General features: G+C 37.0%; 26 protein-coding genes. 5 read left to right on the top strand and 21 right to left on the bottom strand.

The features are described from left to right. Window positions 1-1,383 (bottom strand): MocR-like pyridoxine biosynthesis transcription factor PdxR, encoded by a 1,383-nt coding sequence (locus tag BLR36_RS13395; protein WP_093062246.1) that lies wholly within the window; start codon window positions 1,381-1,383, stop codon window positions 1-3. A 130-nt stretch (window positions 1,384-1,513) separates the two neighbouring features. Between BLR36_RS13395 and BLR36_RS13400 the strand changes: the two genes are divergently transcribed. Beyond that, window positions 1,514-1,726 (top strand): LysE family transporter, encoded by a 213-nt coding sequence (locus BLR36_RS13400; protein ID WP_093062247.1) that lies wholly within the window; start codon window positions 1,514-1,516, stop codon window positions 1,724-1,726. A 60-nt stretch (window positions 1,727-1,786) separates the two neighbouring features. Further along, window positions 1,787-2,410, top strand: a complete 624-nt coding sequence (locus BLR36_RS13405; protein WP_093062248.1) for an FMN-binding negative transcriptional regulator — start codon at window positions 1,787-1,789, stop codon at window positions 2,408-2,410. 57 nt (window positions 2,411-2,467) lie between these two features. On the opposite strand, the gene BLR36_RS13410 is transcribed toward BLR36_RS13405, so the two are convergent. The 11 genes from BLR36_RS13410 to BLR36_RS13460 form a co-directional block, all read right to left on the bottom strand. Next, on the bottom strand, window positions 2,468-3,082 hold the full coding sequence (locus tag BLR36_RS13410; protein WP_093062249.1) for an NUDIX hydrolase: 615 nt from the start codon (window positions 3,080-3,082) through the stop codon (window positions 2,468-2,470). 221 nt (window positions 3,083-3,303) lie between these two features. Then, window positions 3,304-4,371 carry a dual-specificity RNA methyltransferase RlmN gene (rlmN, locus tag BLR36_RS13415; protein ID WP_093062250.1) on the bottom strand — a complete coding sequence of 356 codons (1,068 nt, stop codon included), beginning with the start codon at window positions 4,369-4,371 and terminating at the stop codon, window positions 3,304-3,306. A gap of 108 nt (window positions 4,372-4,479) precedes the next feature. Next, the gene (locus BLR36_RS13420; RefSeq protein WP_093062251.1) at window positions 4,480-5,256 is read right to left on the bottom strand and encodes a DUF1295 domain-containing protein; all 777 of its coding nucleotides are present in this window, start codon (window positions 5,254-5,256) and stop codon (window positions 4,480-4,482) included. 17 nt (window positions 5,257-5,273) lie between these two features. After that, window positions 5,274-7,061, bottom strand: coding sequence for a DAK2 domain-containing protein (locus BLR36_RS13425; RefSeq protein ID WP_175454082.1), 1,788 nt, complete (start codon window positions 7,059-7,061; stop codon window positions 5,274-5,276). Further along, the gene (locus BLR36_RS13430; RefSeq protein ID WP_093062253.1) at window positions 7,058-7,468 is read right to left on the bottom strand and encodes a DUF2177 family protein; all 411 of its coding nucleotides are present in this window, start codon (window positions 7,466-7,468) and stop codon (window positions 7,058-7,060) included. The genes BLR36_RS13425 and BLR36_RS13430 overlap by 4 nt, the downstream gene beginning before the upstream one ends. A 250-nt stretch (window positions 7,469-7,718) precedes the next feature. Continuing rightward, a complete protein-coding gene (locus BLR36_RS13435; protein WP_093062254.1) occupies window positions 7,719-8,357 on the bottom strand; it encodes a PAQR family membrane homeostasis protein TrhA in 639 nt (212 codons plus the stop codon). A gap of 353 nt (window positions 8,358-8,710) precedes the next feature. Continuing rightward, complete coding sequence (locus BLR36_RS13440) at window positions 8,711-8,911, bottom strand: cold-shock protein (RefSeq protein ID WP_090568691.1); 201 nt, start codon at window positions 8,909-8,911, stop codon at window positions 8,711-8,713. 167 nt (window positions 8,912-9,078) lie between these two features. Beyond that, window positions 9,079-9,594, bottom strand: coding sequence for a hypothetical protein (locus BLR36_RS13445; RefSeq protein ID WP_093062255.1), 516 nt, complete (start codon window positions 9,592-9,594; stop codon window positions 9,079-9,081). 266 nt (window positions 9,595-9,860) lie between these two features. Then, window positions 9,861-10,811, bottom strand: coding sequence for a hypothetical protein (locus BLR36_RS13450; RefSeq protein ID WP_093062256.1), 951 nt, complete (start codon window positions 10,809-10,811; stop codon window positions 9,861-9,863). Between the two features lie 149 nt (window positions 10,812-10,960). After that, complete coding sequence (pcp, locus tag BLR36_RS13455; RefSeq protein WP_093062257.1) at window positions 10,961-11,569, bottom strand: pyroglutamyl-peptidase I; 609 nt, start codon at window positions 11,567-11,569, stop codon at window positions 10,961-10,963. A 145-nt stretch (window positions 11,570-11,714) separates the two neighbouring features. Beyond that, window positions 11,715-11,915 carry a cold-shock protein gene (locus BLR36_RS13460; protein WP_090568674.1) on the bottom strand — a complete coding sequence of 67 codons (201 nt, stop codon included), beginning with the start codon at window positions 11,913-11,915 and terminating at the stop codon, window positions 11,715-11,717. A 331-nt stretch (window positions 11,916-12,246) separates the two neighbouring features. Here BLR36_RS13460 and BLR36_RS13465 point away from each other — a divergent pair, with 331 nt between their 5' ends. Then, entirely contained in the window at window positions 12,247-13,029 is a 783-nt protein-coding gene (locus tag BLR36_RS13465; protein ID WP_093062258.1) for a PAS domain S-box protein, read from the top strand. Between the two features lie 48 nt (window positions 13,030-13,077). Here the strand turns inward: BLR36_RS13465 and BLR36_RS13470 are convergent, their stop codons facing one another. The 6 genes from BLR36_RS13470 to BLR36_RS13495 all read right to left on the bottom strand — a co-directional run bounded on the left by BLR36_RS13470 (window position 13,078) and on the right by BLR36_RS13495 (window position 19,521). After that, window positions 13,078-14,604: a tripartite tricarboxylate transporter permease gene (locus BLR36_RS13470; RefSeq protein ID WP_093062259.1), complete on the bottom strand. Its 1,527-nt coding sequence runs from the start codon at window positions 14,602-14,604 to the stop codon at window positions 13,078-13,080. Window positions 14,605-14,619: 15 nt separating this feature from the next. Beyond that, window positions 14,620-15,069, bottom strand: coding sequence for a tripartite tricarboxylate transporter TctB family protein (locus tag BLR36_RS13475; RefSeq protein WP_093062260.1), 450 nt, complete (start codon window positions 15,067-15,069; stop codon window positions 14,620-14,622). A 49-nt stretch (window positions 15,070-15,118) separates the two neighbouring features. Further along, window positions 15,119-16,153 (bottom strand): Bug family tripartite tricarboxylate transporter substrate binding protein, encoded by a 1,035-nt coding sequence (locus BLR36_RS13480; protein ID WP_093062261.1) that lies wholly within the window; start codon window positions 16,151-16,153, stop codon window positions 15,119-15,121. A gap of 134 nt (window positions 16,154-16,287) precedes the next feature. Then, complete coding sequence (locus tag BLR36_RS13485; protein WP_093062262.1) at window positions 16,288-16,980, bottom strand: response regulator; 693 nt, start codon at window positions 16,978-16,980, stop codon at window positions 16,288-16,290. After that, the gene (locus tag BLR36_RS13490; protein ID WP_093062263.1) at window positions 16,964-18,574 is read right to left on the bottom strand and encodes an ATP-binding protein; all 1,611 of its coding nucleotides are present in this window, start codon (window positions 18,572-18,574) and stop codon (window positions 16,964-16,966) included. The genes BLR36_RS13485 and BLR36_RS13490 overlap by 17 nt, the downstream gene beginning before the upstream one ends. A 17-nt stretch (window positions 18,575-18,591) precedes the next feature. Then, complete coding sequence (locus BLR36_RS13495; RefSeq protein ID WP_093062264.1) at window positions 18,592-19,521, bottom strand: AEC family transporter; 930 nt, start codon at window positions 19,519-19,521, stop codon at window positions 18,592-18,594. 212 nt (window positions 19,522-19,733) lie between these two features. Between BLR36_RS13495 and BLR36_RS13500 the strand changes: the two genes are divergently transcribed. Continuing rightward, entirely contained in the window at window positions 19,734-20,180 is a 447-nt protein-coding gene (locus BLR36_RS13500) for a small multi-drug export protein (RefSeq protein WP_093062265.1), read from the top strand. Between the two features lie 46 nt (window positions 20,181-20,226). On the opposite strand, the gene BLR36_RS13505 is transcribed toward BLR36_RS13500, so the two are convergent. The 3 genes from BLR36_RS13505 to BLR36_RS13515 all read right to left on the bottom strand — a co-directional run bounded on the left by BLR36_RS13505 (window position 20,227) and on the right by BLR36_RS13515 (window position 23,770). Beyond that, window positions 20,227-21,750: a sensor domain-containing diguanylate cyclase gene (locus BLR36_RS13505; RefSeq protein WP_093062266.1), complete on the bottom strand. Its 1,524-nt coding sequence runs from the start codon at window positions 21,748-21,750 to the stop codon at window positions 20,227-20,229. A gap of 196 nt (window positions 21,751-21,946) precedes the next feature. Further along, window positions 21,947-23,110 carry a PstS family phosphate ABC transporter substrate-binding protein gene (locus BLR36_RS13510; RefSeq protein WP_093062267.1) on the bottom strand — a complete coding sequence of 388 codons (1,164 nt, stop codon included), beginning with the start codon at window positions 23,108-23,110 and terminating at the stop codon, window positions 21,947-21,949. 204 nt (window positions 23,111-23,314) lie between these two features. Beyond that, window positions 23,315-23,770 carry a helix-turn-helix domain-containing protein gene (locus tag BLR36_RS13515; protein WP_093062268.1) on the bottom strand — a complete coding sequence of 152 codons (456 nt, stop codon included), beginning with the start codon at window positions 23,768-23,770 and terminating at the stop codon, window positions 23,315-23,317. A gap of 183 nt (window positions 23,771-23,953) precedes the next feature. Here BLR36_RS13515 and BLR36_RS13520 point away from each other — a divergent pair, with 183 nt between their 5' ends. Then, window positions 23,954-26,086, top strand: coding sequence for a M28 family peptidase (locus BLR36_RS13520; RefSeq protein ID WP_093062269.1), 2,133 nt, complete (start codon window positions 23,954-23,956; stop codon window positions 26,084-26,086). Window positions 26,087-26,135 lie beyond the last annotated feature (49 nt).

The following is a 26,135-nucleotide window of genomic DNA, read 5'->3' on the forward strand; positions in this document are numbered from 1 at the left end:
TTAGCCTCCCCAAGCCTGTTTTAAAAGCTTCACACCTTCTTGAATTTCATCAAAGGTAAGATTACTGAATCCAAGTTTAATAATTGCTTCCGCGGAATGATTTTCTAGGAAATAGATGGAAGTAGGATACACTTTAACCCCATAAATGGAAGCACGCTCAATTAACCATTCTTCTGAACGATTTAGATGTACCTTAACTAATACATACAAACCAGACTGCTCTCCAATTATGGTAATATGGTGTTCGAATTGCTTTCTCAATTCTGAAGCTATACACTGCATTTTCCGTTTGTAAACAAGTCGCATCCGTTTAATATGGCGGCTCCACTCCCCCTCTTCCATAAATTCCGCCATTGTAAGCTGGCTAAGCAGGGATGTGGTACTTTCAAAATATTGAAATTGCGATATATAACGGTCTAAGAGTAACGGTGGCAATACCATATAACATAGACGAATACCTGGAAGAAAAGACTTGGAGAAATTCCCTAGGTAGATGACTCTTGTTGAATCTATAGAAGCAAGTGCCGGAAATGGTTGTTGTGTATAGCGAAATTCACTATCATAATCGTCTTCAATAATATATCCTTTTCTTTTAGTAACCCACTGAATTAGCTTTTGCCTTTGGGAAATAGACATGCTTACACCTATTGGGCTTTGGTGGGAGGGTGTTACATAAATTAAGCGCGACATCGTATTTTCTAATTGTGAAAAATCAGCGCCAGTTTCATCGACTGGTAAAGTTTCGAGTGTGAACCGATGAAATAGAAATGCCTCTTTTGCTCCATCATACCCCGGGTCCTCCACAATCACGCTAGGGAAATCATCCTTTAGAATTTGTCCAAGATTTATCAACATTTGTTGCGTGCTGCTACCAATAATAATGGCATTTGGATCTGTCTTTACCCCACGCGATTGGAGTAAATAAGCAGCAATCTGTTCTCTCAAGCAAATCTCACCAAAAGGATCGCCATATTGAAAACTCTCCTGTAAGGTAAGGACCGAGTTACTTATTCTTCTCCAAGCTTTTAGAGGGAAGTTTGTTTGATCTACAGCACCTGCTTTAAAATCAACAGAAATAGGTATCACCTGTTGTGTCTGCTTACTAGGAACAGGGATGTTTCCCTGCTGAAATAAATGGGCCTCTAATTCATTAACAAAGTAGCCTTTTCTTCCCTCTCCACGAATGTAACCTTCTGCCACTAGCTGATCATAAGCCATTAATGTTGTATTGCGACTGACATGCAGGGAATCTGCCAACTGACGAATGGATGGGAGTTGTTCATCTGCTAGTAGGTCACCCTGCTCAATGAATAATTTAAATCGCTCATATATCTGTTTGTATTTAGAACCGTTATTCTCTAAAGCAAAGATGATATTTTTCATTTCAAACCACCTCTGACATGTATATTATCTTTAATTTGTACCTTTTTATATGTCAATTAATATATTACTATGTTGACTAACAGATATCTATAAACTTTAAAAATAATCAGAAAAGTATTAGGGGGATTCGATGCTAAATATTGCAGAGTTGAGTACATTTATTCTAGTTGTCTTCGGATTGTTTTTAATACCTGGTCCTGCTGTCTTATTAATGATCACACGTTCAGCTCAATCTGGAACCAAAACAGGTATTATAACCGGTCTAGGCATTGCAACAGGTGATTTCATTCATGTGTTATTAGCTGCTGTTAGTATTACTGCTTGGTCCATAAACTTTTTTTAGTTTGTGATCACTCCACTAAAATTCCTAAAAATCTTTTTAATATAGAAAGGAGAAAGCATTATGTATATTCCAAAATTTTTTAAAGTTACAAATGTCGATGAGATTACAGAGTTTATGAAGGAGAACTCTTTTGCAACATTGGTCACAACCAAAAAGGGGAAACCTATTGCTTCCCACCTTCCATTACAGCTTCATAAACAGGGAGAGGATTATTATATAACTGGACATATGGCATATGGGAATCCTCAATGGCGAACATTCGAATCATGCGAGGAAGTTCTAGTTATTTATCAAGGACCACATAGTTATATATCTTCTTCCTGGTATGGTCATGAAAATGTACCCACTTGGAATTACCAAGCAGTACATGTATATGGGCAAGCAAGTCTATTAGGGGAAGAAGAGTTGAAACAAGATCTGATAGCGTTGCTAGAGAAGTATGAGAAACATCGTGAGAACCCAATTTTATGGGATAGATTGTCTCCTCAACTACTCGAAAGTGAACTAAAAGGGATTGTCGGTTTTAAGATTAAAGTACAAGAATTTCAAGCAGCATATAAATTAAGTCAGAATCGAAATGAAGAGGATTACCAAAACATCATCGGAAAACTAAAAGAAGAAGAAAATCCAAATTCCAATCATTTGGCTGAAGTGATGAAAACACAAATAAACAATAGTAAGTAAAATGAATTGTCCCTATGCAGGAAACTAGCAACAATGTTTCTTACATAGGGACAAAAACTATTTTATCGTCTCTACAAAATGTTTTAATACTCTCGCAGTTAAGCCCCAAATTGTATATTTTTCATAATCATAAAACCATTCCTCTATATCTCGGGGTCTCCATTGGTATTTATCCCCGTTGACAATTTTTTCAAATGGAAAATCTACTGGCGGCATTGGTTGCACGGAGACAGTGTGCATATACGGCTCATGGGTCAGTAGCCAGCTCACTGGGATCGTAAATACTGCCTCTACCTCTTCTTTATTAAAGGATTCGATTTGGTGATGATCGATCGTCGCAACAAATGGATAAACAACAAAGGACGGAGAAGCAATATATGCACTCATCTGTCCAAGTACCTGGATACATGACGGATCGATCCCCAGCTCTTCATGGGTTTCTCGTATCGCCGCATCCATCGGTGATGCATCTGAAGGATCGATTCGACCACCTGGGAAACTAATATCCCCTGGTTGTTTTCGCATTGTTAATGAACGAACCTCGAATAGGACATGCCACTCGTTATCCACTTCCACTAGTGGTATTAAAACAGCAAAACGAAGCGCTGTGTCCTCCCCTATAAAAAGCGGTTGCTTAGCATGTAGTTCGTTCTTCAGCTTTTCCAAAAACACGGAATCCCCCCTCAACATTAAGTATTATACTGTTATCGTATCATTAAAATTGCTGTCCATAAAATAAATGGCATCTTTCGCCAAACAAAGATATAGTTTTCCCTATTTCACCTAAATATAAAAAAACACTCAGGTAAAAATCTACTCCGAGTGTTTGAATAAATTATTATCATGAATATATTTCATGGTTATTCGAAGTGCTACTAATAGTTAATACTCTATTAACGCACTTTTTCCTTTTTAAGCTGCTTACTTCTCAACTGACCACAAGCTGCATCAATGTCTGTTCCGTGTTCTTGACGAATTTTACAATTGACGCCTCTCTTTTTCAGCGTATCGTAGAACGATAGTACAGATTCCTGCTCACTTCTTTGGTACTGGCTGTGTTCATCGACAGGATTATACGGTATCAAGTTAACGTAAAGCTGATCTTTTATGTCATGAAGTAAATCAGCAAGCTCCTCCGCTACCTCTTTCGTATCATTTACGTCCTTCAATAGAATATATTCAATCGTAATTCTACGGTTGTTTTTTGCTAAATAATATTTAAGGGATTCCATTAGCTTTTCTATTGGCATGGCACGATTTATCTTCATAATTCTTGTGCGTAGCTCGTTGTTCGGTGCATGTAAAGATATAGCTAGATTTACTGGAATCTTCGTATCGGTGAATTCGTATATTTTATTGACAATTCCACTCGTAGAAACAGTTATCTTTCTAGCTGCTATTGCCAGTCCTTTATGATCGATCACTACATTTAAAAAGTCTAAAAGATTAGCAAAATTATCAAATGGCTCTCCAATTCCCATTACGACAATATGACTCACAACGTCATTTTGCTCAAGTTGATCTAGATGCAATTGGATATTCATTATCTGCTCTACAATTTCTCCGCTAGATAAATCACGACTTTTAGCGAGTAACCCACTTGCACAAAAACTACAGCCAATATTACATCCTACCTGAGTTGTTACACAAACCGATATACCGTATTTATGTCTCATCATAACCGTTTCGATCAAGTTTCCATCCTGTAATTTAAACAAGAACTTCATCGTTCCATCGGACGCTTCCTGCTTTACATGCTCCGTTAACGTTTGAATTGTAAAGTGTTCTTGCAATAATTGAATACATTCTTCATGCACATCTGTCATGTCTGCGAAATTCGTGACACGTTTTCTATATAGCCAATCCCAAACTTGTAGTGCTCTAGACTTTTTGTGGCCATGCGTTTCGAGCCACTCTATTAGTTGTTGCAATGTTAATCCATATATAGAATTTTTGTTCATAACTATCCTCTTCTCTAAATTCTGCTTCAAAACATGTAATTTTCATTATAACATTTGTAGCGCGGAACAGAGAATAGAAAGGCACATCCAGAATAGTCCGTTAATAACTTATGCTCCTTTTGTCGGCATCGGCAAGAATTTACTAGTCGTTCTTTCATACTCCGGCCACTCGGGATGTTTTTTATATTTTTTCTCAAGCAACGGAACTCCCGATACAAATAGCAGTAGTAATGTAATGATTAGTGGGCTATAAAATCCTGTCCAGCCATTTGGAACGGATAGCGAGATAATGTAAATTCCCCACCACATAGTTGCTTCTCCAAAATAATTAGGATGGCGAGTATATTTCCACAATCCGTATTTCATCAACCTACCCTTATTTTCCGGTTTGCTTATAAACGCTTTAAGCTGACTATCTCCTACTACCTCGAAAATGTAACCAATAATCCATATTGCTATACCAATATAATCTATCCAGCCTAATCCGACTTCTGATGATTTGTTCACCTTTATAATCGGCTGTGCAATGATAAACAGCAGGATTAGCTGAAGAAGATATACATTTAAGAACATCTTCACGTATTTCGATTTAGTCGTACCCCAACGTTTACGCATATTCACGTATCTGTAATCTTCCTCCTTACTCCAATTTCTACGGAATAAATAATATCCTAGACGAAGTCCCCATAAAGCTACTAAAATTGTAACGACTACCGCACGTTCTGTTTGAAATTCACTTGCAAAATAACTATAAACTGCTACAATGACAAATCCTAAACCCCATGCAATATCTACTAAACCATTATTCTTTTTTGCCTGCCCAATTAAAAATACGACAAAGAAAAATGCCAATAATACAAGTAATATTTCGAAGTATATATTCATTTTCGTCCATTCCCCCTTTACTCAGTTGTTAAAGCAATTGCCACGCATCCGACCCCTGCATTCATCGCGACGATGGATGAAATATTCGTGATATATGTCGGTTCTCTTCCAATTATTGAACTGAATACCTTGGCATATTGTCCAGCTTGCTCTTCGGCATCAGCATGTACGATGGAATACTCAGTTATCTTCTTTGTATGTGCTATTTCACTTACAAGTTCCCGCATTTTCCTTTTGCTGGAGCTGTTACTTAAAGCTTTCCCAAGAATAATGCCTTGCCCATTCTCATCAATCGAAACAACTGGCTTCAGGTTCAATAGTTTGCCAGCCATACCCGTTATTTTATTGAGGCGACCAGATCTAACCATGTATTTTAATGTTTTAACATGTACAAATATCTTCGTGTTTTGTACTGCTTTTTCTGTTTGATTTACAACTTCTTCAAATGACTTTCCTGCTTCAATAGATTCCGCTGCTTTTAATACGATTAACCCTTGTGCTGCCGAATTCGACTTAGAATCTATTACCGCAATTTTCTTCCCGGCGTTCTGTAGATGTTGGGCAGCTTTAGTAATCGTTTCAAATGTCCCACTCATTTCCTTCGAAACTGTTACCACAACAACAGAATCATAGTTTGTAGATAAAAAGTTTAAGAATTCCTCCGCCGCTTTACGTGTGGGCTGCGAAGATGTCGGATAATTTTCTCCTTTATCCATTAACTCATATAAATAAGTCGGACTGATCGTTAGTTTATCTAAGTAATTGCTCTCGTCTACGATAAGATTCAATGGAATCATGTGTATTTGATGTTTGTCCATTAAGTCCTTTGGTAGGTCTGCTATAGAATCAGTAACGAGTGCTATTTTATGCTTTCTGGCATACCCTGCCTCGTATTGTCTTAGCATATCATCTGCCTTTTGTTGAATGATTTGTCCGTAGCTTTTTAAACGGTGAAACAAGATAGCTGGTGTGTTTGTATGAACATGAATGCGTATTTTGTTTTCATTGCCTGCAACTATTAAAGAATCTCCCAGATCACTTAGAGTCAATCTAATCTGCTCTAAATCTAAGTTTTCTCCTTTTACGAGCGCTTCCGTGCAATACCTGTGGCTTAAATCCTGGCTATCATGTGTATGAACATTTTCAAACTGGTCTATATTCTCCACCATTCCAACTGGTGATGTATGGCTCTTTCCTGTTTGAATGAATTGCCCAAATCCTTCTAGGAAATGGATAAATCCTTTCGCCCCAGAATCTACTACAGAAGCATCCTTTAATATCTTTAATTTATTCGGTGTTTCCTTTAATGATTGCAGTGCTATTATCATAGATTTGGAAAATACTTCGGTAAAATCGGTTGCTATATGTTTTAATTTGTCTAGTGAATTTGCCCAATCCCGCATTACTGTTATCATCGTACCTTCTACAGGATTGGAAATAGCTTTATGAGCGTATGTCACAGCGATTGATACAGAGTCAGAGAATCCTTGGATAGAGATTTCTTCCTTATCTTCTAGTCCCATGTACAACCCATTAATAAATTGAGCAAAAATAATACCCGAATTTCCTCTGGCACCGACCAAAGCTGCATCCGCAATAGTTTCCATCGTTTTTTTAGCAGAATTTTGTACACTCGCTTCTTCAATGATTGCATTCATCGTAAATGCTAGATTAGTGCCTGTATCTCCATCAGCTACTGGAAATACGTTGATTTTATTGAGATCGTTTTTTTGCTTTATAACTTCCCGAGCTCCTGCTAAAAAACCAAAATATAGATTTTCGCTATTCATATATTGCACTGTCATCCTTCTGCACCTCCAAAATGGCTCATGACGAAGAATGTAATCATCGATGTTACACCACATAATATAGTTCCCCAAATAATATCTAAGATGGTTACTTGGATTGGCCAATCCTTTAAGGTTGCAAGATTAGTCATATCGTATGTTGCATAAGCAATCATTCCAAAGAAGCCACCAGCTAAAAGTGCATACGTCCAGCTATCCTTTGCAAGTGCTGGATTTATCACGAAAAATAGTAAACCTGCTATAAATAATAAATAGAAAAGGCCAGCTGCAACCCAGTTCACATCAGCTTTCATCAAATGTCCAAGCTTTTCTTGGTACAAATTTTTAGAAATAAAACCGAGCCATATAATATCTATTAAGAAAAACACAATAATTGTAATCACATAGGTTTTAAATAGGTACATTCTTTTATCCTCCATAAAGTATTTCCGTTTTCGTTTTACTTAGTGAGTTAAAAATAACATCTTCTAAAAATACTGTCAATAGTTTGTATAACCTTTATTAAAATACTTTGTACAACTTTTATATTTATCTATTATAAAGGTTAGACAAGTAAAAAAAACCAAGCCCGATGAATAGGCTTGGTTTTCTAAAATGTTTAGTTTACAAAATAAGTGTAATTCTGAGTTGAAGTAGTATGCTATTTAATCTTTCTTACGGGAGCAACGTCATAACAGCAAAGAAATGTAGGATTGATGCTGCGAGCACAAACACATGCCACACTGCGTGATGATACGTAAAGCCACGCCAAACGTAAAATATTGCTCCTACTGTATACAAGATGCCTCCAATAGCGAGTAGGATAAGCCCTTGGGATGATACATTCTCCAGAAGTGGTTTCCATCCAAATACCATTAACCAACCCATTACGACATATAACAATGTGGAAGTATGTAAAAAACGTTTCACAAAAAAGGCTTTAAACACGGTCCCCCCAATAGCAAGACCCCATACAACACCGAACAATGTCCACCCTAATGCTCCTTTAACAGCAAGGAATAAGAAAGGCGTATACGTTCCAGCGATAAAAAAGTAGATAGCTGAGTGATCCATAATCTCAAAGAAATCTTTTACACGTCCCGCTGGAAAACTGTGGACCAGTGTAGAGGACAAATATAAAAGGACCATCGATGATCCAAACAATGTAAAACTTACAACATGCCAAGCTGTTCCATGCATTACCGAGGATACGATTAATATGACAAGAGCAGCTATGCTAAAAAGAGCTCCTATCCCATGAATAATTGCATTAGCTATCTCTTCACGTTTTGAAAATATATGTGTATTGCTCATGTTTTGGCTCATCCCATTCCGATGTTTCTATACGTCTAATATTATCACTTTCGTTGAATAAAAGCTGACCTCATGTGTACACATGGGTGATCATGTCGAAAGACTACCAAATCGTCCATCATCAACTGGAAACTAGTATCGATATCAGGCGTGTAGATATCATTTGGGACCACAATATTCGTTTAGTTGGAATTTTGAGGGGGTTAGTTGGAATTTGGAACAGTTTAGTTGGAATTTTTGACCTGCAAGTTGGAATAGGGTATTTTTTCCAAATAAAAACTTATTGTGCACACAAAAAAAGACACCCTATGAAAGGATGTCATTTCGCTAACTATTGGATTAATTCCGAGGAATTAAAGTTTTACAATGTTAACTGCTTGTGGTCCACGTTGACCATCTTCTACGTCAAATTCAACTTTTTGACCTTCGTCAAGAGATTTGAATCCGTCGCCTTGGATTGCTGAGAAATGAGCGAATACGTCGTTTCCGCCTTCAACCTCGATAAATCCAAAACCTTTTTCTGCGTTAAACCATTTTACTGTACCTTGTGTCATGTAAAAAACCTCCATTATGGTGAATAAAAAAATTCACATATTACAAAAAGCTACCGAATACTCACGATTACCTTTTGTAATATGTGAATTCATTGTTTCTATCTAAGCAATTTAATTATTATCCTTACTATATACCATATCCTCACAAAAAGCTAGTAAAGTGATTATTATAATTTTGTAAACATATGGAGGGTTTCTAAAACATGTTCTAGAAACATTGCAATATCCCTTATTTGATCTTCATTTATCTTCTGTTTGAACTTTACTTCTATTGCATTCGTATAACTAGAAAGTTCTGTTCCGTATACAAAACTGAGTGTTTGAGTTAACTCTATATCATCTTCCCAAATATCTTTTATCGCTTGTTCAATTTCCTCGCATTGTAAATCGGGATTTTGTATACTTTTGTGGAATTTCAATGCTAGTGTACAACCTACATCTTTATTAGCTATTTCTAGTATTTCTCCTGCTAAGTCTTCTAAAGATGCATCTAAAATTATTTCGGCTGTTATATCGGATTGATCGACTAGCGCAAATTCAATCTTAAAAGTTCTTGCAATAACCGAAAGATCCATTTGATCGACTCGATTTTTGATGTCTATCTTTTGTTCTAAATTATCTAAGTCATAAACATTATTTTCAAATGCTACTTTTAGGTTTTCAAATATAGTTGGATCATACATCGGGTTTCCTCCTGAGACAGAATTTACTTTATACTAGCCGCTGTGACATAAAATTATACTATAACGAAGGGATTTCATTTGTCTAACAGACAATTTTATTGTCAAATTATTTCCCAAGAAATAATGACAGATAGCGTCAATTTCCATCATATAATATATGGATGTGCGTATACTTTTATTAAGGCAGCTAGTACATGTTAATTACTCATAATAAGTGCTTAATGTATAGTCTTGAATAGGTGCTTGCATTTTCATGTCATTCATTTTTACCGTTCAATAATCTGAACAATTTCTGCTTCTACACTATGTAGATTATCTTGATCTAGTTTTAGTTGCTTCTGTAATTGATCAGAGATGTTAGCTAAATCCCGTAGTGTCTTGTTCAAGCGATCTATCGAATTATTAATTTTGGAATGGGTGGACCATGCAGAAAAGATATCATCGAATACATAATCTGCAAATGTAACAAAGCTATCCCTTCCAACAGATAAGTTGTCGGCCTTTATTTGCTGGATATCTAACAGTTCTGTATGAAATCTTTGTAGAGAACGCTGGGCAGTATGAATAGCATCTTCCGATTCGTCTAGTTTACTATGTTTTAGAGAAGTGGCGATTAATCCGCCCCCTAAAAAAGTATCCCAAGTAGAGTAATCCTTTGCACCTTCTAGTGACTTTAGTGCTCTTTTTAAAGAGATTTTTGCTTCATTACCAGCAGTGATAGCTTCTGTTATTTCACGGATACTCGTTGCAAGAAACGCCTTTTGCTCGTACAACTTTTCGAGTTGAGATGCCTGTTCCTGGTTATTTCCGAAAATCCATTGCTCTTTTTCTTGAATCAGCTTCTCCCATTCTATATCAATAGATTCCCAACCTGCTTGATATAGTTCTCGTTCATTGGCGTCTATATCCTGTTCCAAATCTATTACTGTTTTTTCAATTTCCCTATACTTCGCTTCTACAGCCGCTAACTCTGCTAGCTCCTTCTCTCGAATTTCGTCCTGCTTGCCCGTCCAAGTTCGAACCATTTTCAAGATTGAAAACCCGTCTAGGTTTTCCACATCTTTTTGTTCTGCTTTTAATCGTGTCCAATACTCTTGTTTCTTATGTAATGCTGTTTCTAATTGCTCTTCCAATTTTTGCTGTTTTCTTTTTACCTTATCCCTTTTGTTAATTTCCATCTTTAAAATCGATTGACGTTGCTGTAACTCTTCCCACATATAAATCCCCTCCTTCCTTTTGTACGGATTAGTAGCAATTATGTTTCAATTTCAGAATATAACGATAAGTTGATTCATTAAATATATCTAAATATTGAACCCTTGATAACTTTTGCTACCAAGGGTTCTTTTTTGTATGATTGGTTTTACTATTCCTTCCCTAGCACCTCTATACAAATTTCAATTCCTCGTTTTAAATCAGCGTGCGACCAGCTTGGAATTTTCCCATTTTGAATTGCTAACTCATGAGATGCAGGTATATGAATGAATCCGCAGGGCATGTCTAGCTTGTTCATTTTCGCATAATGTAATGCTTCGTACATGACGTTATTGCATAGGTATGTACCTGCAGTATTCGAAATAGTAGCAGGAAGACCTTCTTTTATAAGTTCATCCACCATCGAACGGATAGGCAGTGTCGAAAAGTAGCCGGGTTCGCCATCTAACTGGATTGTTTCGTCTAATGGCGTATGTCCATGATTGTCTGCAGCACCATCTTTTACATTGATTGCAATGCGTTCTGGAGTGATTTTATATCTTCCTCCAGCTAATCCTAATGAAATAACGGCATCTGGCTTTATCTCTTCCAGGAGATGAATTAGATGAGCTCCTGCCTGCGCAAAGTCAACCGAGAGAACTCTGCTCATCACCTCATACTCACCTATTGTCGTTCTGTTTAATTCCTCTACAATTTTCATGGTTGGATTCACTGTGAATGACAAAAACGGTTCAAATCCGGTTAGCAATAATTTTTTCATCCTAACCCCTCCTTTTCCTCTTATGTAGTTTACCAAAAAAAATGCAATTTGAATTTTCCGATATTAAAAAACAAGACAAAAAAAGAGACACTCCCGAAAGAGTATCTCCTTTAACAGTATGATCTTTACTTAAAATTCTTAAGAATTAAAGTTTTACGATGTTTACTGCTTGTGGTCCACGTTGACCATCTTCTACGTCAAATTCAACTTTTTGACCTTCGTCAAGAGATTTGAATCCTTCGCCTTGGATTGCTGAGAAATGAGCGAATACGTCGTTTCCGCCTTCAACCTCGATAAATCCAAAACCTTTTTCTGCGTTAAACCATTTTACTGTACCTTGTGTCATGTAAAAAACCTCCATTTTTGGTGAATAAAAAAATTCACATATTACAAAAAGCTACCGAAGACTCACGATTACCTTTTGTAATATGTGAATTCATTGTTTCTATCTAAGCAATTTAATTATTGTCCTAACTATATAACACTTTTTGGTATTTGTCTATTGAAATGATTAAAAGAAGAAATAGAAATAGTTTCAAGATCTATTTTCGTCAACCAGTCCCTATACATATTATATTTACGAAATGAATGTTATGATTAGTGGAATTAAAATGTAACACCATATCTCTTTTATTTCATAAAACATGAGATAAACAAATATTAAGGAGTTCTTGTAGATGAACGAAAACATATCGCAAATTGATTACCGTGAGATAATGGAATACTCACTTGATCCGTTAATTATACATACCAATCTTCGCATAATCGATGTGAATCATACCGCCGAAGTTTTTTTTAGAGCGACTAAAGATAATATAATTGGGGCCAGTCCTTTAGATATTTTCCAGGAATCCTCCAAAGTAGCTATTGAAAAAAGAATAGAATCTGCCTATCTACAGCCGGCTAAAGTTATAGAAGAAACTATTTACCGGATGGATGGGACTACCGTAGAAGTTGAACTATATTGTCACCCAGTCCAAATAGGAGAGACAAAAGCAATCCAAACTTATGTTAGAGATATTACCTATCGAAAAGAAACAGAATTGAAGCAACGTGAAATTAGGAAAGAAATCAATGAACTATCCGCTACATTGGTCCCTGTCTTAAATGGAATCGCTATATTGCCATTAGTTGGTTCCATCGATGAGGATCGAGCAAAACAACTACTAGATGAGGTCCCATTTAAGGTACAAAAACAAGACATTAATTGCTTAATCATGGATTTTACTGGCATCTATACATTAAACAGTGTTGTGACAGATTATCTATTTAAGATTAATGACGTCCTGTCCTTGCTTGGTGTACGTTCGATTATTACTGGATTGAGACCAGAATTGGCTCTAACGGCTATACAGTTAGATTATAAACTAGACTCTATCCCCACCATGTCTACAGTAAAGCAGGCTCTAAATTTATTAGGCATCAATCAAGACCCAACTATCCCCATGAATAAAAAATAATAACTAATAAAAATGCAGACTTCCTGTTTACGAAGTCTGCATTTTTTATTAATCTTCCTCATTGATAATAATTTTACGTCCTTTAAGCTTCAGCAATAGTGGGACTATCAACCAAGCTGCTGCAGCAACGATAAATATTAACGATAATGGTTTTGTTACAAATATACTAAAGTCGCCATTTGAAATCGTTAACGCCCGACGCATATTATTTTCTATCATTGGACCTAATACAAGAGCGAGCACTAAAGGTGCCACTGGGAAGTCATTTTTAGAGAGTAAATAACCTAACACTCCACATCCTAGCAATAAATAAAGGTCAAACGTAGTATACTGTACCGCATATACTCCAAAAAAAGAAATTGCAATGATCATTGGTAATAGGTACTTTTTAGGTGTTTGAATAATTTTTGCAAAGACCCGAACTAACGGCATATTTAACACAAGTAGCATCAAATTCCCAATGAACATACTAGCTATAAGCCCCCAAGCAACTTCAGGGTGTTCATCAAATAGTAATGGGCCTGGCTGGATGTTATACATAATAAGTGCGCCCATTAATATCGCAGTCGTTCCGGATCCTGGTATCCCCAGAGTAAGTAGCGGAATCATGGCACCACCAGAAGCGGCATTGTTCGCGGATTCTGGACCTGCTACTCCTGCGATATTACCTTTTCCGAAACTCTCTGGGTTCTTACTGAACTTTTTCTCTGTTGTATAAGAGAAAAACGATGCTAATGTTGCTCCTGCTCCCGGTAAAACTCCAATAAAGAAACCAAGTAAAGATCCACGTACGATTGGAACTGAACTATCTTTCATATCCTGCTTCGTAGGTAATATTCGGTTGATCTTTGCTATGCTTCCTGTTTCTTCGTCTTTTTCTAAAATTGTTTTAATAACTTCCCCAAGCGCAAATAATCCAACCGCAATTGTTAAAAACTCCAAGCCGGAAAATAAAATTGGCTGATCATATGTAAATCGAGCAATTCCTGAAACTGCATCTATTCCGATCGTCCCAAGCATTAGTCCGAATACCGTCATCATTATTGCCTTTGTCATCGATTTTCCTGCTAGACCACTAACAGCAGCTAACCCTAATAACATTAGAGAAAAGTACTCTGCTGGTCCAAACTTTATCGCAACATTGGACAGTGGCTCTGCTAGCAGTACTAACCCGATAAGAGAAATAATACCCGCCACAAATGAACCGATAGCTGAAATAGCGAGGGCCGCTCCCGCTCTTCCTTGCTGTGCCATCTGATATCCATCTAAAGTAGTCACGACCGAGGATGATTCTCCTGGTGTGTTCAGTAAAATAGAAGTAGTAGATCCACCGTACATGGCTCCGTAATATACCCCTGCTAGTAAAATAATTGAGCTCGCAGCAGCTGCTCCCGTTGGCATTCCCGAGGTCATCGTTGCTGTTACAGGAATCAGTAGGGCAACACCACTCATTGGACCAATTCCCGGTAAGACACCGACTGCCGTCCCAATTATAACTCCGACTAATGCGAACAGAAGATTATGCCACTGAAACGCAATCGCAAAGCCATCTGCTAAAAATTGTAATGTATCCATTGCTAAACCCCTTCCCTAAAACAGTGGAAACCCTGGCAATGACCCACCCAGAAGCTCCGAAAACATATAATAAACACCGACAGAAAAGACCGTAGAAATAATGATGGAATAGATTATTTTACCGCGCTCTACTGTTTGGAACGCAATTAATAAGAATAGGAAAGTAGAAACGACATATCCTATTTTCTCTAACAAAAATGCATATAAAATAGCACTCCCAAAAATAATAAAAAACTTCTTATACTGTAATTTTTCCTTTACCGTATCTTCTGTTTTAATCTTAAAAGTTTCATATAATAAACGAATACTTAGTGCAGTCAAAATAATTCCAAGACCCATCGGGAAAATCTTCGGACCTACTGATGAACCATATGCACTATCTGAAATTTTTTGGCTTTCAACGAAAAAAAGTATACCGATTAGTAAAAACGCAATTCCAGCAACTGTATCAAATTTCTTATTCAAGATTATTCCTCCTAACAGAAAAGGCGACCATGATAGCCGCCTCAAACTATTATTTCTGCATTCCAAGCGCCGTTAATAACTCGACTATTACTTTATCCTGCTCTTCTAAATAAGTAGTAAATTCTTCTCCGTTACGGTATTCGCTTGCCCAACCGTTTTTCTCAAGCTCTGCTTTCCATTCGTCCGTTTCAACCATTTTAGCGATTTTTTCATTCCAATATTCTTTCGCATCATCGGACATTTCTTTCGGTCCGAATATACCTCGCCATATTGTAAACTCTGCATCGATGCCTGATTCTTTAAACGTAGGAACGTCTGAAAGCTCTCCCTCTAAACGCTCTGCTGAACTAACTGCTAATACACGTACATCTCCTGATTTTACATATGTTGCAATAGTAGAAGCATCAGTTGCAATCACATCTGCATTATTACCTAAAAGTGCAGCAATTGCTTCACCGCCGCCATCATAGGAAACGTATTTCACAGATTTTGGATCTATTCCAGCTTCATGGGCTGGTAAAACTCCTACTAAGTGATCCATTGAACCTGGAGCTGATCCACCTGCTAATGTAATGGAAGTTGGGTCCTTCTTTATAGCATTAAGTACATCTTCTAACGTTTTGAATTCTGAATCATTTTTAACTACAATTGCACCGTAGTCACGAGTTAACTGTGCAAGCGGTGTCGTATCTTTATAGCCATAGGGACTGTTTCCTTCAGCCTTATTGTTGTTTATCAGAATAGGTGGTGATTTCACCATTAGCATATAGTCGTTCTTTACTTCTTTAGTAGCAAATTCCGCCATATATACTGCTCCACCACCACCTGGTTTGTTTTCCACAGAAATAGCTTTGTCTACTAGCTTTGTTTCATTCATAACTTTGGCAACTGCGCGAGCCGTTAAATCCCATCCTCCACCAGCACCCGACGGAGCAACAATCGTAATATTATTTTTTGGATAATCTGATCCTCCAGACGATGACGAAGCACCTTTACTATCCCCATCATCAGATGAACAAGCAGCTAACCCTAATGCCAAAGTTGCAGCAAAAGCAACCGACGTGATCTTCTTCCACATCTTCATATTATCCCCCTTATACCAAATGTTTTGATAGCGTTTTCATACGCCTGTATATAACTTATCAAAACATTGCCTATATTCAATGCTTTTGGTAATAAGTTAGATAATGATTATAAAGTGCATTTTGTTCATAAAGTTCACGAAGATTTGATGAAATATCTCCGTTCTGGTCTGCCAACGCTACCGTATATTAATTCGGCATATACAAGCTTTTCGGATACTAGATATTCTAAGTAGCGTCTCGCCGTTGAACGACTTATTCCCACTGCTCCTCCAAGAGATTCAGCAGTGATTCCATTCTCTAGTTTTTTTATATAGTCAACTACCTTCTCTTTCGTTATTGGATCTATTCCTTTAGGAGGTGTTATGTCTGAAAATACCGGCGAAGTCAGTGTTTTATTCCATAGGGATTTTATCAAATTTTCTTCGACACTTCCCTCTGCTGCTAATATTTCTCTTTTGGATTTATATCCAAGTAAACTTTCTTTAAATTTTTCAAAAGTTAACGGTTTTAAAATATAGTCAGCAACCCCGCTTCGAAATGCTTTTTTTACAATTTCAGATTCTGCAGCTGCTGTTATAAAGATAATATCCGTCTCTGGACTCTGGGATTGAATGATTGCTAACAGGTCGGTTCCAAGCCCATCTGGTAAATAAACATCTAGAAGTATCAAATCTGGTTTGTAGGAAAGAATCCAGTCCTTGGCTTCTTCCGCTGTATTTGCTGTACCAATTACCTGAAAGCCGTCCAGCTTTTCAATAAACCTCCGATGTATATCCGAAATTCTTTTATCATCCTCTATGACCAATATTTCAATTTGCTTTGTCATACAAATACCCCCCTTTTGGTATCGAAACGATAAATAACGCCCCACCCAAATCACCTGTTTCTATTGCAATAACCCCTCCTAAATCATTTACATTTTCCTTAACCTTCATCAATCCATATCCTCGATCATTTTCGCTTTTAGTTGAAACTTTCTCCAACAAAACTTTCTCGTATAAATTATCTGCAATTCCCGTACCTGAGTCTTCTACTTCTATTAGTATTTCTTCGTCTGTTTCCACTATTAATATGCGAACTATTCGCTGCTCCTCCGGCAAAACTTCGATGGCTTCAAACGCATTCGTTACTAAGTTTCCTATGATCGAAACCAATAAATTTTTTTGAAGGTGTTGTGGTAATTTTTCTAAATTGCTATCTTCATCTAAAATAAATCGTATCTTCAATTCTTTTGCACGATTGAAAAAACCAATTACAATTCCTCCGAGAAAAGGATCCTGCAAGCGTTTCGTCATAAATTGTATAAGTGACTGATGCTCCGCAGTTTCTATGTGAATCATATCTAATGCCTCATCATATGACTGCAATTGAATAAGCCCAGATATTGTATATAAAGAGTTATTATACTCATGTGTTTGAGCACGCAGCGCCTCTGTATATTGTTTGACTTGTGATAATTCTTCAGCCAAGCGATCAAAATCTGATTGTAAGCGAAAACTAGACACCGCTCCGACAATTTCATCTCCTACTCGTATTGGAATACGATTGACGATCGCTTTTTTACCTCGTATCTCCATAGTGCGATCTAACTGACCTTCACCCGATTCCATCACCTGTGGCAGACTTGTATTTGGGATAACTTCCTTAATACTACGTCCAATTAACTCTGTTCGGGTAGGTAGCGATAATATCTCATATGCCGCATTGTTTACCATTCTAATAATCCCGTTAGCATCTACTGTAATAATTGCTTCCCGGACGGACTCTATCAATGCATTTCTCTCCGTAAAAAGATTTGCTATCTCTGTTGGCTCCAAGTCAAACAATTCTTTTTTAATATTGCGTGCCAATATACTCGATCCAATAATACCAAGCGAAATAGCAATTAATACGATATAAGCAATGTTATTTATGTATTGAGCAAAGATAGTAGCAATATTGTCCTTTAAAAATCCGACAGAAATTATGCCAATAATTTGTCCGTCCTCATCAAAAACAGGTGCCTTTCCTCGTAAGGCTTTCCCTAAAGTACCAGTTGCTTCGGATACATACGATTCACCATGAATAAGTGCTTGTTCGTTATCATCACCTACCATTTTTTGACCAATTCTTTCTTCTATAGGATGTGCATAGCGAATCCCGCGTTCATTTCCGATTACCACGTATTCTGCACCTGTACTCTCCTGAATGGCAGAGGCAATCGGTTGAAGTACTTCTGATGGATTTTCCGTACGAAATCCTGCCACAATATCCGGGCGCTCAGCAGTCGTTTTCGCAATACTAAGTGCCCGTTCACCAACCTGTTGCTCCACCGCATGTGAAATGATAATGTAAAAGGAAATCCCGATAACAATTGCAACAAGCGATACAAATATAGCGCCAAATAAAAAAATACGTGATTGTAACGACCTCTTTTTCATCCTTACCACTCTCTTCTCTATCCCCATAAAATAGTTGAAATATAAATTACAATAGTTACCGTTATACAGCTCATAATAGTAGAAAACAAAACAATTTGCGCAGCCAAGTTTGCCTCGACATCGTACTCTAGCGCTAGTGTAGAGCTATTGCGGGATGTGGGAAACGCACTTGCGATAAACAATGACTGAGCTACTACTCCATCAAATCCCATTAGTAGTATTAGTCCAAAAGCTAATAACGGCCCAATTATTAATCGACCAACTGTACTAGTGAAAATAACCTTGCTAAAAATTGTTTTTAACTCTAACTGTGCCAGCTGAGCACCTAATGTAATAAGTGCTATCGATATAAAAGCATTTGCCAAATATTCAATCGGAATTCTAATAGTAATGGGTAGGCCAATATCCCAAAAGTTCATGATTGCACCAATGATTAAGGCATGAACAATCGGCATTCGTAGTAAGCTGCGTAGTATGTCCAGCCCAGATTTAGTAGAGGAGATTAAATTATACAAACCATATGTATAGGTAATAATATTTTGGAAAATAACGATGATAATTTGAATCGATGTGCCAAGTGGATTGGCCACAAAGAGCATTTGACTCACCGGGATACCGTAATTTCCAGAGTTTATCAATACAATACTATTATTGAAGATTGCTGCTTGGCTTCTATTAAGCTTTAATAATTTACTAATTAACCAACTAATTATCATTAGGCTAATACTAAAAATAAGTAAATAAACGATAATGCTAGCTAGAACTTTCGCATTTACTTGCGTCTCATAAATATTAATAAATACAGCTGCCGGCATTAAGCAGTAAGTGAGTAGATTAGATAACGCTTTCAAATTAAAGCGAAACTTGAGCTGCAGGGCTGCTCCAATCGCAAGCATTATTAAAATTGGACCAACAACTTGAAAAAACACCATACTTAAATAAACCAACTGACTCACTCCTGTCCAAAGTACTCCGAAACATATTATCGCACTCTTTAAAATTTTCCGCCATATTCTTTTTCCCACCTGCAACTGACCACCCGTTTTCTGCAAGTTATTCCCTTGCGTAGTTTGACATGCATCTGGTGTACCAATAGGATTTTTATAAAGTGAAACTTTTCTTCCACTTACACCGTAACTAAAGAGATGGAAGGAAGTGAATGATCGTGAATTACTTTCTAGTTTTTTTGGGAGCCGCAATTCCTTGGCTCGAATTAGGACTAGTCATTCCACTTGGGATTATTTCGGGGATGAATCCTGTGGCAGTGATTATCGTAGGTTTTGTAGGAAATATGGCGACCGTACTTGCCCTCATTATCGGCTACGACAAATTTAAACTATGGCTTGCCAAACGAAATGAAGGAAAAGGAAAAAAAGAATCGAAAAGAAGTGAACGTGCAAAAGTGCTTTGGAACAAATACGGTCTACCTGGGATGTTATTACTTGGACCTATATTAATCGGCACTCATGTTGCTGCATTTATTGGAATGACACTTGGTGCCTCCAAAGTTAAGACCCTGTTATGGTCAACTATCAGCATTGGTGTTTGGGCAATAATATTTGGTTTAGTAACGTCCCTCGGCTTTGACTTCTTTGTACGTGATTAGATACAAAGAAAAAACGGCTCAATTAAATAATTGGGCCGTTTGCTGATCATTCATTACTTATCTCATGAAAAAATACATATTGGTTTTTCCCTTTATTTTTTGCCTCGTACATCGCATAATCTGCATTTTTTAATACCTGTTCTATTGTCGTGCCATCCCTTGGATATATACTAATGCCAATGCTTGCAGTGACAAGTGTGCTAAAATCAGCAAAGTTATATTCCCTTCCAATTACCTCTAATATTGCCTGTACAACGGCTTCTAATTCTTGAAGATTCATATGGTCAAATAATATTAAAAATTCGTCTCCACCATACCTCGTGATATATCCATTTTTGGCTTCGGAAATACGTCTTACTCTTTGAGAAATCTCCTTCAATAACTTATCTCCTATTTCATGACCGAACGTATCATTTACTTGTTTAAATCCATCAAGGTCGAAAAATAGGACGATTAACTCATCAGGAGAAGCCATCGTTCTTCTTTCAAATTCTTTATAAAATGCATAGCGGTTAGGTAACCCAGTTAAATGATCATATAATGCTAACTGAATAACTTCATTATGCTTCGATTCTAGTGACGTGAGCATCTGGTTAATCGAATATTCTAGTTTAGAAATCTCATCATACTGATTCTTTGTACGCTTAATCCTGTTGTTCATATTTCCTTCTAATTGTATGTAATGGAGCTGCTCGGAGAGGTTACTAATTCGATTGATAATAAAACGATTCAGTAGAAATATCGTCAAAAATACAAAAATAATTCCTGCTAAAAATAAACTAATCACAATATTATTAACGGTTTCTTTTTTCTCGATATAAAAGTTTCGATCCGTGGTAAAGCTTATCTCCATAAGGTGCTGCTTGGAGTAATCCTTCAGCAAAATAGTTCCTTTCATTTGATGTTCATTTATGGCCTCCATATTAAATTGTTTTTGAGGTTTCGCTGTGTTTGTTACTTCGTGAAAAGCCATTTCAACGAATAGCTCTTCTCCAATACTGTGAATCATCCATTCATTTATATACTTCCCAATGATCAAAGTCCCTACAGAAGGACCGCCACCGTTACTTTTATAAATGGACTCATATGATGCCAGTGAAAATCCATTCTTACTCTTAACTACTAGCGCTTCACTAATACTTTTCCTTTTTCCAATCGGATCAATAAATTCTTGAAAGAAGTCATTTTGCAGTGCCACTAATTTATCCTTTTCCATATCATAGCCAATTTGTAATACAGGTTTGTTTTGATTATTCAAATAAAGGATAAAGTCAACTTCCAGGTTTTTTAATGTTTCTTGACCCAAATTAAGTTTGGTGTATAGGGGATTTTGGTCATTCATAAAGTTGTAGGTGTCGTCCCAATTGGACCAGTCTCTATTCAATTTCCCTAAATCATTTAGTGTGGATTGAATACTACCATTTATCCTATTTGCTTCACCTATCGCATTTTCTCTATCTAAATCGATTGACTCTTTCAATAGTACTGGCCTTAAAATCGATAAAAAGAGCGTAGCCAAAAGAATCGCTGAAATACAAACTACAACGACAGCTTTGTATTTTAATTTCATTATGATTCCCCCGATCTTTCTATTCCAATAAGCAATTACACTTATATACCCTCCATTTTAATTACCCCAAAAAACCTAATTAAAACATATTTTTATAAGGACTTATGTATCACCGTAAATATTTTAATATATTTCTTTTGATTCAGTAAATTACACTAAAAAATAGCCGCAGTTCTAAACTGCGACATTGGTTTTTCTATTCTTCTAATGGCACATATCCTACTTTTTCTACTAGTTCCTGCCCCTGCTCCGATAAAATCCACTCTATTAATGGATCTACATTCGGGTTATCCGTTCCAGCTGTCACAATATAAAATTCGGATGTAATAGGGTAGGTATCTGCTCGAATATTTTCCTTAGTGGGTGCTACTCCATCTATTTCTAGCAGCTTGATCTGATCATTGCCGACCATTTCTGTAGAATAATAACGGAATGTAAAGCCAATTGCATTTTTATAATTTCTATATTGAGATACTTCGTTTATGATTCCACCCATTCCTGTAACGATATCCTCTGAAGGTGGCTTCATAAGTGGCATTCCTTTCATAAGTGACTGAAGCGCAGACTGTGACCCACTGCCCTCTGGTCGTTGGAAAGCACGAATTGTTTCATTATTGCCTCCAAGCTGTTCCCAGTTCGTCACTTTGCCCATATATATATCTGTTATTTGATCTACTGTAAGGTTATCAACAGGATTTTTTTTATTGACGAAAAAGACAAATGCTTCTCGACCAATAGGTGTCATTTTGAGCTTTAATCCTTTTTGTTCTGCAATTTTCTTTTGAGCTTCGGACGGTGCTGCAACAAAGATCATATCAACCGTACCATTAAAGAGATTCTCATAAGCATTTGGTGTATTACTCATCATTACTTCACTATCGTAGGGTGGATACGATTTTTCTGGATATGTTGCTTCGACAAAAGCCGCATATAAAGGATACAGGGCAGTTGCTCCGTCTAGTTTGGGTAGGTCCCCGGAAACCTGAAGCGTAGCCTTCTCTTTTAATGTGGCGACATCACCAAATTCAGAAAAGGGCTCATATTTACTTATATCGACTTCTGCATCTACTGTCGGTATTAAGTTGGTATACACATCTTTTAATGGAGCAATCGCACTAATTAATATAGCTATCCCTGCAATGCTTCCAAACAAAACTTTTCGCTGCTTCGATTGGAAAAAACGAAAAATTTTGAGCACAAACAGTAAATATAGTACAACTCCTACAGTTATGAACAATGCAATATAATCGATTTTTCCCATTATCAATAGAAGAAATAAACCAACGTATCCAAAAAACACCATTCCGATTAAAACGAAAATAGAAAGTATTACTTTGCCGATTTTTGACTCCTCTTTCATCCCTGTTCCTCCCTTATGGTGACTTATTGGTAGTGACATTCAGGTGATTTTCTGCTTTATTCGGGTGATTGTAGACAACATTCAGGTGATTCTCTCATCTATTCGGGTGATCGTAGGCGACATTCAGGTGATTCTCAGTATTATTCGGGTGATTCACTCCAGACAAGTCCCTTCTTGTGAAAACCAAGCGGCTTATGTCCTGAGTTATTCCGTTTTGAACAGTTCATTAAGACGAATACTCGTTTCCTCTTCATCAAAAGAACTAAACCAACGATAGTTTTTGTCATCTAAAATACGATAATGCTGACTGATGACATTTTGTTGCATACGAAAATTACCTTTTGTCTTTACTTCCTTCCACCACACTTTGCCACCCATCGATTTGTCCTTTGGTCGATTAATGCCATCATGTGCAATTGTTTCAAGCACTTCCAAAGGATCATCCCCAAGCACAATCTGCAAAATTTCACTATCACGAAAAAGTGCAACTACCGCAATTACGGTGGACCAACCTGCTTGCACTCGCTCTTTCTCTATTTGAACAAGTGTTTTTTTCGAGATTCCTAGAATACTTGCCATTTTCTCCTGTGAATAGCCTTTTTCCAGTCGAATCATTCGAATTCTCATCGTTATAAGCTCCATTAAATACTCTTTATTCATAAATTGCTCCTTTTAAAATATTAAATGCAGTGTAATTTTACACTAAATGTGTAAGTAGTGCAACAATATTCTGTTTCTTTTTTAAAATATAGGGAATGAGAATATTAAAAAAGTATTGATATTTAGCAATTTTTGTCGTTTAATTATCTAGTTGTAAAAAAAAATTGTAAAGGACTGTGATACATGAACAAGATTATGGGAGGATTAGCAGCAACCTTGTTAATCACTTTAACATTAGGAGCTTGTACTCCAAAAGAAGAGGCTATCACGGAGAAAAAAGTAATCGATGTAAATGAGGAGTATCTATCTGCAGTGGATGTCGATTATGCATATGATTTCACGAAGAGCCTAGAGGAATTTAAAACAAATGAAAAACTAGGTTATCGAACTGCTGGATCAGAAGCAGAGCTAAAAACCGGAGAAAAAATTGCTGAAGAGATGAAAAGAATTGGACTTACTGAAGTTACCAAGGACGAGTTCTCTGTAGACACATGGGAATTTGAAAAAGCAGATCTAACATTCTTAGATGAAAATGGTGAAGAGCATTTAGCTGTTTTAGGTGCTTACCAAGTAAATTTCGATACGAATGGTGTGAAGGACCTTGAAATCGTCTACGGTGGTAAAGGGACTGCTGATGATTTAGCAAATCTTGATATCGAAGGTAAGCTAGTTTTAATTGACATAAATCAACGAGAAGAATGGTGGATTAGCTACCCTGCATACCAAGCACATTTAAAAGGAGCTGCTGGAGTAATTGCAGTTCAGGAAGCTGGATATGCAGAAGTGGATGAAGATGCGCTTAATGCGCAGGATATATGCGGACCAGATGATGCTCCAGCATTTTCGATGTCCCAAACAGATGCAAAGCAGCTAAAGAAAGCTTTAGAGGCTAGTGAGAATGGTACGATGACTGTACAATTTGATGCTAAATCTACGGTAAAAATGGATGGCAAGACATATAACTATTACGGGAAAATTATCGGGAAAGACCCTGAGTCGTATATCATTTTATCTGCTCACTACGATTCTTACTTCTCTGGATTCCAGGATGACCATGCAGCTATCGGATTAATGATGGGTGTGGCGAAAGGTTTAGTAGACAGTGGATATCAACCAGAAAAAACGATTATTTTCAATGCACTTGCTGCGGAGGAATGGGGAGTTTCAAATACTCGCTATGACTGGTCAACCGGTGCGTATAACCAAATATTCAATATCCACCCGGAATGGGTTGGAAAAGCATTTGCTAATATGAACTTCGAGCTTCCGGCTTATGAGCATACGACGCAAGATGAAATTCGTTCTGTCTATGAACTGAATAATTTTTTAACGGAATTTGGAAAAACTGTACCAAGCGTGGATGGTGTTTATAAAGACGGGATTTCTGTCGTTTCTCCTCTTCGTACTTGGTCCGATGATTTCTCATTTGGAATTGCTGGTGTTCCTGCACTTCGCAATGATTTCCAGGACAGTGATTTCATGCGTACCCATTATCATTCACAATTTGATAACGAGGATACTTATAATGAGAAAGCATTTAAATTCCACTTAAATCTATATGGTTTACTTTCGATGCATTACGATCAAACAGCTGTTGTTCCACTCGACTTCACAACACGTTTGACGGAAATGAAAAAAGTAATCGACACGGATGCTTTTGGACAAGCGAAAGTTTCTTCTGAACAATTAGTAGCAGAGATTGATAAAGCAATTGCTCTTGCAGAAGAAGTAAATACCAAGGTTGCTAAAGTAAACGATGATTATTTTGAAGCACTAACTAAAGAAGATACAGAAGCAGCACAAAAGTTATATGAAGAAAGCCGTGAATTGAATAGTGGTCTACTTGCAGCATTTAAGTACGCAGAAGACCAATTCGTTCGCTTAACATGGGAGGATGTACAAATATTCCCACACCAACATGCTCAACACAATATTACGAATCTTGCACTAGCTATTGAAGCTTTAGAAAAAGGCGATATAACTACTGCGACTGATGAATACCTATGGGCAATTGACAATAACTGGTACGCATACGATTTCGATAAAGAAGTATTCGATTATTTCACAGACTATGTGCTAGAAGCTCCAAAGGAAAAACTTATGTGGGGTGAAGGCAGAATTGTCGGCCATGAAGACTTATTCGATACGATTAACTCGTTAACCGACAAGGGTGACCAAGCGGATGCAGATGTATCTGCAGAATTAGCAACACTTAATGAAGTACTAGAAAGACAAAAAGTATTGCTTCAAACAACTACAGACGAAGAAACCATCGCTGTACAAGAGCTTGCTAAACAATTAGAAGCATTAAAATAATAACGAATTAAGGCTATCTGAGAGTTGTATACTCGGATAGCCTTTCTTT

Origin of the sequence: Psychrobacillus sp. OK028 (genome assembly GCF_900103605.1) — a bacterium.
Classification (GTDB): Bacteria; Bacillota; Bacilli; order Bacillales_A; family Planococcaceae; genus Psychrobacillus.

What these genes read in the sequence shown, in the direction of transcription:
- BLR36_RS13465 (WP_093062258.1), top strand. Translation starts at nt 12,247, where the DNA reads ATGAACGAAAACATATCGCAAATTGATTACCGTGAGATAATGGAATAC.
- BLR36_RS13425 (WP_175454082.1), bottom strand. Translation starts at nt 7,061, where the DNA reads ATGACAGTGCAATATATGAATAGCGAAAATCTATATTTTGGTTTTTTA.
- BLR36_RS13435 (WP_093062254.1), bottom strand. Translation starts at nt 8,357, where the DNA reads ATGAGCAATACACATATATTTTCAAAACGTGAAGAGATAGCTAATGCA.
- BLR36_RS13440 (WP_090568691.1), bottom strand. Translation starts at nt 8,911, where the DNA reads ATGACACAAGGTACAGTAAAATGGTTTAACGCAGAAAAAGGTTTTGGA.
- BLR36_RS13505 (WP_093062266.1), bottom strand. Translation starts at nt 21,750, where the DNA reads ATGAAATTAAAATACAAAGCTGTCGTTGTAGTTTGTATTTCAGCGATT.
- BLR36_RS13510 (WP_093062267.1), bottom strand. Translation starts at nt 23,110, where the DNA reads ATGAAAGAGGAGTCAAAAATCGGCAAAGTAATACTTTCTATTTTCGTT.
- BLR36_RS13515 (WP_093062268.1), bottom strand. Translation starts at nt 23,770, where the DNA reads ATGAATAAAGAGTATTTAATGGAGCTTATAACGATGAGAATTCGAATG.
- BLR36_RS13430 (WP_093062253.1), bottom strand. Translation starts at nt 7,468, where the DNA reads ATGTACCTATTTAAAACCTATGTGATTACAATTATTGTGTTTTTCTTA.
- BLR36_RS13480 (WP_093062261.1), bottom strand. Translation starts at nt 16,153, where the DNA reads ATGAAGATGTGGAAGAAGATCACGTCGGTTGCTTTTGCTGCAACTTTG.
- BLR36_RS13470 (WP_093062259.1), bottom strand. Translation starts at nt 14,604, where the DNA reads ATGGATACATTACAATTTTTAGCAGATGGCTTTGCGATTGCGTTTCAG.
- BLR36_RS13445 (WP_093062255.1), bottom strand. Translation starts at nt 9,594, where the DNA reads ATGTATGATCCAACTATATTTGAAAACCTAAAAGTAGCATTTGAAAAT.
- BLR36_RS13400 (WP_093062247.1), top strand. Translation starts at nt 1,514, where the DNA reads ATGCTAAATATTGCAGAGTTGAGTACATTTATTCTAGTTGTCTTCGGA.
- BLR36_RS13460 (WP_090568674.1), bottom strand. Translation starts at nt 11,915, where the DNA reads ATGACACAAGGTACAGTAAAATGGTTTAACGCAGAAAAAGGTTTTGGA.
- BLR36_RS13450 (WP_093062256.1), bottom strand. Translation starts at nt 10,811, where the DNA reads ATGTGGGAAGAGTTACAGCAACGTCAATCGATTTTAAAGATGGAAATT.
- BLR36_RS13395 (WP_093062246.1), bottom strand. Translation starts at nt 1,383, where the DNA reads ATGAAAAATATCATCTTTGCTTTAGAGAATAACGGTTCTAAATACAAA.
- BLR36_RS13405 (WP_093062248.1), top strand. Translation starts at nt 1,787, where the DNA reads ATGTATATTCCAAAATTTTTTAAAGTTACAAATGTCGATGAGATTACA.
- BLR36_RS13485 (WP_093062262.1), bottom strand. Translation starts at nt 16,980, where the DNA reads ATGACAAAGCAAATTGAAATATTGGTCATAGAGGATGATAAAAGAATT.
- pcp (WP_093062257.1), bottom strand. Translation starts at nt 11,569, where the DNA reads ATGAAAAAATTATTGCTAACCGGATTTGAACCGTTTTTGTCATTCACA.
- rlmN (WP_093062250.1), bottom strand. Translation starts at nt 4,371, where the DNA reads ATGAACAAAAATTCTATATATGGATTAACATTGCAACAACTAATAGAG.
- BLR36_RS13500 (WP_093062265.1), top strand. Translation starts at nt 19,734, where the DNA reads ATGATCGTGAATTACTTTCTAGTTTTTTTGGGAGCCGCAATTCCTTGG.
- BLR36_RS13420 (WP_093062251.1), bottom strand. Translation starts at nt 5,256, where the DNA reads ATGAATATATACTTCGAAATATTACTTGTATTATTGGCATTTTTCTTT.
- BLR36_RS13520 (WP_093062269.1), top strand. Translation starts at nt 23,954, where the DNA reads ATGAACAAGATTATGGGAGGATTAGCAGCAACCTTGTTAATCACTTTA.
- BLR36_RS13490 (WP_093062263.1), bottom strand. Translation starts at nt 18,574, where the DNA reads ATGAAAAAGAGGTCGTTACAATCACGTATTTTTTTATTTGGCGCTATA.